This window comes from Bacillus sp. 17RED48, assembly GCF_019837545.1.
In the GTDB taxonomy this organism is placed as follows: domain Bacteria; phylum Bacillota; class Bacilli; order Bacillales; family Bacillaceae_G; genus Bacillus_A; species Bacillus_A wiedmannii.
Genome location: NZ_JADAXG010000013.1, coordinates 73,168 through 80,772, shown reverse-complemented (window position 1 = coordinate 80,772; position 7,605 = coordinate 73,168). Strand labels below are relative to the sequence as shown.

The following is a 7,605-nucleotide window of genomic DNA, read 5'->3' as shown; positions in this document are numbered from 1 at the left end:
CAATTAACCCAGTCACAAATGTGATGAATAAAAAGAGTGAGCAAGAAATACTTTTGGGTATTCCTGGAGTGTTCATTCAATTATTGGGTGAAAATATTATGTTCATTTCATTCTTGTTATTTTGGTATAAGTGCATGAAATACATTAAAACAAGCAATAAAGTAATAGTTATTGTATCTATGCTGTTAGCAGGAATTACTTTTGGGATGATGCACCTTACGGCATATCAATTCAACACATTACAGTGTATTTTAATGATTGGAATACCATCTACAACCCATCTTTTATTGTTTGCTAAATATAGGAATGCACACATGGCATATTGGTTACATGTTTACTATGATTTGATATTGATACTGTGGGGAGTTTTCGGATGAAATTGGTTCATGTAACGAATGAAAGAACTGGAACACTCATTATATAGTATGAAAATTCCATTTATTTAAAAGGGAATTGTGTTAAGGAAACTAAAAACTAAGGGGGATTTCTGATGTTTAAGAAAATTGTAGAAGTACCAATGACCCAGCATGTCTATTCAGGAAAATATAAGTTTGAACTTCCTTATTTTACAGGACAACCTATATCCTTGGAATCAGAGGGACGCGAAGTACAGCACTTTCCTGTAGAAGCTTATGTTCGTACGGATAAAGATTTAGCAAATGGAATCTTTGCAAGATTTGTGATATATGGGAATGATATTCGACCAGTAGGAGATCGTTGCTCTCAATTGGCAACGATATTAAGGAGAGCTTACTTTACAGCATTATTTATACCAGATGTTCCAGAAAAAATAAAATGGATTGAGCATCGTAATCCTGAGAATACAGTACTGAATAGAGAAGAAATGGTAGAAATCGAGTTAGAATGGGATGAAAAAACGGCTTCGTATAGTTCTGTAGAACAAAGTTTCCTAAATAGCATATTCGATTAAAACTATAATTTTTGTGAAATTAAAAAGTGAGGAACATGCGATTTTTACCATTCGTTTATAAAATAAAAAAGTAGCATGAAATCCTTAGAATTCATGCTACTGTTAAAGAAATATTATTTAGATTTTACAGCTTCTTTTAATGATTTCCCCGCTTTAAAGGCAGGTGTTTTTCCCGCAGGGATTGTAAGAGCTTCACCAGTATGTGGATTGCGTCCTTCACGGGCAGCACGTTCCCTTACTTCGAATGTGCCGAAGCCAAGTAGCTGTACATGTTCCCCATTTTGTAGAGCATGTTGAATAGATTCTAATACTGCATCTACAGCAAGACTTGCTTGTGGTTTTGTTAGTTCAGATTGTATTGCGACTTGTTTGATTAATTCTGATTTATTCATAAGGCACCTCTTATTGTAATGTATACTTGTTTTATTATAAAGTTGTAAATGTAATGGTGCAAGATAGTTTGTGAGATGTAAATTTTATAACAGAAAATTGTATTATACAGAGGGAATACTCTGTATAAAAGGAATGGGGGAGGAAAAAAAGATGAAAAATGCCTTTTACACGGAGCCAAATAAATTAGAACGTATTGCAGAAGTATTAAGGGTATTAGCACACCCTGTCCGTCTCCAAATTGTACATCAATTAATAAAGAAAACTTCATTAAATGTTTCTGAATTACAACGGTATCTCGCCATGCCACAATCCACTGTTTCACAACATCTTGGCAAGTTAAAATCACATAGAGTTGTAGCATATGAGCGAAAAGGATTAGAAGTATTTTATCGAGTGGACGATGAAAAAGTGAAACAAACACTGAAGATACTTCTAGGCTAAACAGATAGATTCGTTTACATGCCTAGTCATGTACGGATGAAAATAATGAGCGAGGAAGGGATTCTTCTATGGGCGAGAATTCACATTACAATTATATAACAATAAAAGAACTCATCTTTATTCATTTCTATGTAACAGGGAAGGAAATCCCATCTTCACAAGCAATACAAATACTTAAACAGTTTGCTCCTGAAGAAATACCAGGTACAATCAGACAAACGCGTCGGTATCGTATACGGAAAAATGGAGAAGAATTGTTCGGATACTATAGACAGCAGCATCCGAAATTATTTGATAAGCAAAAATTATGCACGTATGAAGAATTGAAACATCGAGCAGTATATGATTATTCCTCTTATTTGACGATTCATCTCTAATCCAGATGGGTCACTACGTATACATTATGTTCTAAAAAACAGATAAAACGCCTATTTTTTTGTGAAGAATTTTAAAAACGACCGCTCAGATTGATTTTTAACGAAAGAAAACAACCGAGAGAATCCATTTCCATGTAAAAAACGTTAAACGCTACATATCAGCTAATAAAAGTGTTTAACGTAATTAAGAACAAATAAGCTGAGTATGCAGGGTTATATGCATATTTAGTTGAAAATACACATAATTTCACGTACCACACTGTTTAATAAATAATAATCACCATTAAACAATCATCAAGGGTTGCGCCCTCTCTTCCGTATCCGCTACAATAGAGATAGAATACACACAAAGAAAGGTGACTCACTCTATGAATCAACCTTTAGTCAATTTGAGAGTCGATTTTGCTTTCAAGCAATTATTTGGTGTACAAGGACAAGAGGAATTACTGATTTCTTTTTTAAATGCAATCTTGCATGAATCCTTATCTACACCGATTGTATCCTTAAAAATTGAAGACCCACATTTACATAAAGAATATGAAGAAGATAAATTATCCATACTAGATATATTAGCTACACTTCAAGATGAGACCAAGGTAAATGTGGAAATCCAGTTGCGAAATACACAAGAGATAGTAAAACGTTCCCTGTATTATTGGAGTAAACTGTATACATCTCAATTAGAGCAAGGGATGCCCTATCGTTCTTTACGGAAAACGATTGCGATTAATTTATTAGATTTTGATCTCTTTCCTCAATATGATGACATGCATACAGTCGGACAATTTTGGAGTCAACAACACAAGGAAGTGTTACTCGAAGATTTGGAAATCCATTTCATTGAAATTCCGAAATTGCTACAGCAATGGAGAGAAGAAAAAATTAATCCGTGGGAAAATGAATTCGCTCGTTGGTTACTTTTGTTACCAGCGCATGAAGATGAACATTTGACCCACACGCTGGAGGATATCGCCATGAAACAAGATCCAATGTTACAGAAGGCAATCCACAAATGGGAAAATATGAGTCAGAGTAGTTCTTTCCGTCTCGCATATGAAGCACGTGAAAAAGTGTTATTTGATGAACAAGCTAAATTAGCACATGCTCGTGAGGTTGGTATAGAAGAAGGTATGGAAAAAGGAAAAGAAGTAGGCATTCAAGAAGGGAAAATCCAACTAATCCAGGGCATGCATAAAAATGGCATGGATATAGAAGATATTGCAAAGTTTACGAATATGGATATATCGGAAATACGCCATATTCTAGACAAGTAAAGTGTACGATACACTTTTTCAAAAGGTTAGATGATTCTTCAGGGCCATCTGAACCTGAAGAACTAATACCGAAAAATAAATTAAATATTCAGAAAAAAATAGACCGAATAAATCCAGTTATGTTATAATTAGCGTAACCGATATACTGTACTACCTTTTGCTCCCTAATTTGTATAACAAATCAGGGAGCTTTTCGTATGTTTCATGTTCCACGGTCTTTTTATCAGTAGAGCCCTATACAAGAACTGATTGCCTAAAAATAAAGTTACTTGCTAGCAAAAGAAGGGAGTAAGTATATATCACTTTGTTTTTTTATATGGAAATATAAGTAAATATTTTCAAAAGATAGGCTTCTTTTATATTATTCTATTTCATCAATGAGTTCTTTTCAATGATTTACTCGTATGATAATCCATGACTTGTATTAGGATATCTGCAATACATTTTCCGCTTTCAAAGATAATTTGATTCTTTGTATATGCATCTATACATTGCCCTAATCCTTCACTTAACATCACTTCTATTTCACCATTCTCCAGTATTTCGCCCGTTAAAATGGTCGGATATTTACTCAGTGAACGATATAAACATAGCGTTTCAGCTAAAAATGCTACCAATGGTCGTAACTTTTCTTCATATACTGGAATCATATCCGCAGCTATTTGTTCATTTAAAACAAAATCAATTCCATTCTCCTTTAAATCAAATCGATATAAGAAAATCATGTACATAGCACTTCCTTTTGCATTTCATGTGCAATATAGTAGTAGATAATAGATAGTTGGGGACATGATTATACTTAATTCCCCAACTTCCTCGACTGAATTTCAAAAAGGTGTATTTTTATTATATAACTGTATGAATCAACTTTTCAATTTATTATTTCATTTTAGCTGGATATTTCCAATCTCATTTTTCTTCTGTACTCGAACTTGTTTTTGTTTTTTTTCACCGACTTCTTTGCTTCTATTTGGTTGTTCCATTTTTTTCGTACAGCTCTTTTTATTGAAGTACTATAAAAGGGAATTTACACATTTTTATATTTTGTTCCCCTTAGCTTGATGGCGATGTTACCTTACCTCAGGTGAGGTCTACAAACGAAAAAGACGGGTCAATATCGAACCCGTCTTCTATTCATATATGACAGCTAAAAACCATATAGAAGACCATGTGCCATACGGAATGAAATACCAATATGTTTTAACAGCATTTCTCTTTCATAGCTTTCATCATAGACATAGTAGAAGTCATCATTTCATCACATTCATGCATTGTATTATGCATAGCTTTATCCATGTTTACATTCATTTGCATCATGTTGTTCATCATCATCTTCATACACTTCATTTCACACATCATTTTTTCCATAGACATCATCATATTTGTTGTACCTACCATCATTGTTTTTTCCATTTTAACATCCTCCTACATTTTTTAATTTTTTTATCTAGCAATTATAAACATTCTTTTTCTTTTTACAAATACCTCCAAATTTCTTCCTAAATAGATATTGATAAATAATTTCTAGTTAGGATAAAGAAACCCACTATAAAAAGAATCATCTTTTTCATGTAAAAAGCTTCCTTAGCGTACAATTTTCTTTTTACGGTCATGTTTCTTTTAAGCAAAGAACAAATCTAGCAGTTCGTAAAGGTACACTTTTACAGACATATAGAAACATAGGGAAAACCATGTCCATAAAAGTTGTATTTTTATTTTACAGATGTCTTTAATTTTTATACACCTTTACAGATGTAAATAGGCTATAATTGTGTTCGAGGTGAAAGAATTGCAAAATAAAAAGTTTGGATATGTCAGAGTTTCCAGTAAAGACCAAAACGAAGAACGTCAGATTGAGAATATGAAGCATCTAGGAATAGAAGATCGAGATATTTTTATTGATAAACAATCCGGTAAAAATATGAAAAGAGAAAATTATCAAATGTTAAAACGATTAGCTAGAACAGGGGATACAATTGTTTTTGATTCTTTAACGAGGCTAGGGCGTAGTATGAATGATGTGCTAGAAGAATTTAGATATTACGAACAACAGCGAATTAACTTACAATTTATTAAAGAACCATTTATTAATGTGAATTATAATGGTGAAAGTACAAATGATGTCATTCAACAGGCTGTACAAAAAGCAACCCTTACCATTCTTTCTGCCTTTGCAGAAAAAGAAAGGAATGATATCAAACAACGACAAGCAGAAGGGATTGCATTAGCAAAGAAGCAAGGAAAACATTTAGGAAGACCACCTGTACAAATTACGGAACAATTCATTGAGGCATATGAGGCATGGCAATCTGGAAAGATTACGGCGGTCGGAGCGATGAGAAAATATGATATAAAGCGTTCTTCTTTTTATAAGTTAGTAAAAGAGTACGAAGCGCACGAAAAAACAAAGCATATTGCGAAAAGTGAATAGTTTTGAGAAAGGATAAAATTGAGTTTCTTCCTATTTATATAAGAAGCACATTTGGTACTTTAACGTCCATAGGCCGTGTCTTGCAAAATTTGGCGAAGACGTAATACCTGTTAAGGGTATTCCCTTGACAGGTCGGGATTGCTATTACACATATCAAACAGGGTACATCCATGCCTTAATCTTTAAACAAACGTTTGATTCGTCATTATTTGTACAAAAACAGAAGGATTCGCTATAAATAGCGGATCCTTCTAATTGAATGCATCTTTAATTATTAGAATGTGTCTAGGAATCCGCCGTCCTCTTTTGATATTTCAATATCTTTGCACCAGAACCATTAAATCCGTATCCATTGAGCATTTCTTCCTCTTGAAACTAGCTTTATATGACCAAGGGACTGGAAAGAAGCTAATGCCTTACTGATTGTACTTTCGGCTATGTCTGGGTAAACACCACGAATATCTTCTTTAGTAAAAGATTTTTTTTGTTTTAATATATAATTTTTGATTCGCTCAATTTTAGTATGCCTGCATATAGAACCTTGAACAATTAGATGCAAATCTCGATATGCATCTAATATAATTGTTAAGAATATTTTCAACCAAAAGCTGATATTATGCCCGCTACAATACCAATTAACTGAAGATTTAAAGATTGATTCATAGTATTTTGATTCATGCTTCGTTATATATTTATCTAAACATATATATTTTATAAATGTATGTTCATTTTTCATTAATAATAATTGCATCAATATGAATGCGAGTCTTCGATTTCCCTGATTAAAAGGGAGAATACAATAGAAATTCAACAAAAATCGAGCTATTAGTATCAGTGAATGGAACTCTTTATTCGCCTCTAATATATTATATTGCTCACATAATTGTTCCAGAGATTTGGGAATAAGCTTCCGTGAAAGAGGTCGATAGCTACTAGAATACATCCCATATTCTGGAACGACTGGGACAATAAATTCTTTTTCACGCCACATTGCACTATCAGAAGTAATATAATGGATTAATTGAAAATGTAATTCTTGTATGGTTTCTGGATTAGTGGGGAGATCATAGAACTTCTTTTGTACAAGAGATAGTGTTTGATAATAACAAAATACGGCATCTTCTTCTGTTGTTTTGGGTAACATGCCGTTCAAAATGAGTTCTTTTAACCTTTTATTTGGAACTTTTATATCCAGAAAAACACTATTAAAGTTTTTTAAGTAATGCAGGGGGATAGTTTTCTCCAAATTATTGAATATATCAGGATTTCTCTCTTGATAAGCGGATATTTTCCCTTTGTATTCACTAATTTCACTTATTAATTTTAAAAGTTCTCTTTGTAGCTCTATATCTAAGTATTTATCTTCAAAAAAATCTCTCATTTAATACCTCCATTGTTCCTTAAGTGTTACTATATAAATTAATCTACTCTTAAAAAGATTTTACAATAAGTTTGTACGATATTACTACTAAATAATTGATTATTAATTTACTTCTGAATTTATGTTTCTATTCAAGCTTGAGGTGATAAATTATTCTATATAAGGGCTCACCATACATACCCATCACCATAAACTCTTCAGTGCATAAATCTAAAGCGCTTTCCTGAACAGATACATCTTGAACAATTTTGATTGTCCCCCTTCCATAAGTAAACAAAGTAAAGTACTAATATTATTGTTGACTATGTAATTAGTTTATCAATTTATAGGTGTACTTTATTTTTAGTAGAATTAACTCATTTGCCTTTAATGTTCCT

At 32.6% G+C, this 7,605-nt stretch carries 10 protein-coding genes; 6 read left to right on the top strand and 4 right to left on the bottom strand.

Annotated features, from left to right (window positions below):
• A partial coding sequence (locus ILT06_RS29650) for a CPBP family glutamic-type intramembrane protease (RefSeq protein ID WP_374453762.1) occupies nt 1-377 on the top strand: 377 nt, incomplete at its 5' end.
• Between the two features lie 113 nt (nt 378-490).
• Nucleotides 491-931, top strand: coding sequence for a hypothetical protein (locus ILT06_RS29645; protein WP_222655830.1), 441 nt, complete (start codon nt 491-493; stop codon nt 929-931).
• 113 nt (nt 932-1,044) lie between these two features.
• On the opposite strand, the gene ILT06_RS29640 is transcribed toward ILT06_RS29645, so the two are convergent.
• Complete coding sequence (locus ILT06_RS29640; RefSeq protein ID WP_086396172.1) at nt 1,045-1,323, bottom strand: HU family DNA-binding protein; 279 nt, start codon at nt 1,321-1,323, stop codon at nt 1,045-1,047.
• Nucleotides 1,324-1,474: 151 nt separating this feature from the next.
• Between ILT06_RS29640 and ILT06_RS29635 the strand changes: the two genes are divergently transcribed.
• The 3 genes from ILT06_RS29635 (at nt 1,475) to ILT06_RS29625 (ending at nt 3,416) form a co-directional block, all read left to right on the top strand.
• Nucleotides 1,475-1,765: an ArsR/SmtB family transcription factor gene (locus tag ILT06_RS29635; protein ID WP_222655829.1), complete on the top strand. Its 291-nt coding sequence runs from the start codon at nt 1,475-1,477 to the stop codon at nt 1,763-1,765.
• Between the two features lie 68 nt (nt 1,766-1,833).
• Complete coding sequence (locus ILT06_RS29630; RefSeq protein ID WP_222655828.1) at nt 1,834-2,142, top strand: hypothetical protein; 309 nt, start codon at nt 1,834-1,836, stop codon at nt 2,140-2,142.
• Nucleotides 2,143-2,510: 368 nt separating this feature from the next.
• Entirely contained in the window at nt 2,511-3,416 is a 906-nt protein-coding gene (locus ILT06_RS29625; protein WP_085313399.1) for an Rpn family recombination-promoting nuclease/putative transposase, read from the top strand.
• Between the two features lie 374 nt (nt 3,417-3,790).
• Here the strand turns inward: ILT06_RS29625 and ILT06_RS29620 are convergent, their stop codons facing one another.
• Together ILT06_RS29620 and ILT06_RS29615 are read right to left on the bottom strand one after the other, a co-directional pair.
• The gene (locus ILT06_RS29620; RefSeq protein ID WP_222655827.1) at nt 3,791-4,141 is read right to left on the bottom strand and encodes a hypothetical protein; all 351 of its coding nucleotides are present in this window, start codon (nt 4,139-4,141) and stop codon (nt 3,791-3,793) included.
• Nucleotides 4,142-4,616: 475 nt separating this feature from the next.
• Nucleotides 4,617-4,829, bottom strand: a complete 213-nt coding sequence (locus ILT06_RS29615) for a hypothetical protein (RefSeq protein WP_085313397.1) — start codon at nt 4,827-4,829, stop codon at nt 4,617-4,619.
• Between the two features lie 376 nt (nt 4,830-5,205).
• Here ILT06_RS29615 and ILT06_RS29610 point away from each other — a divergent pair, with 376 nt between their 5' ends.
• Complete coding sequence (locus ILT06_RS29610; protein ID WP_222655832.1) at nt 5,206-5,847, top strand: recombinase family protein; 642 nt, start codon at nt 5,206-5,208, stop codon at nt 5,845-5,847.
• A gap of 337 nt (nt 5,848-6,184) precedes the next feature.
• Here ILT06_RS29610 and ILT06_RS29605 read toward each other — a convergent pair whose 3' ends face one another.
• Entirely contained in the window at nt 6,185-7,228 is a 1,044-nt protein-coding gene (locus ILT06_RS29605) for a Fic family protein (RefSeq protein WP_222655826.1), read from the bottom strand.
• Between the last annotated feature and the right edge of the window lie 377 nt (nt 7,229-7,605).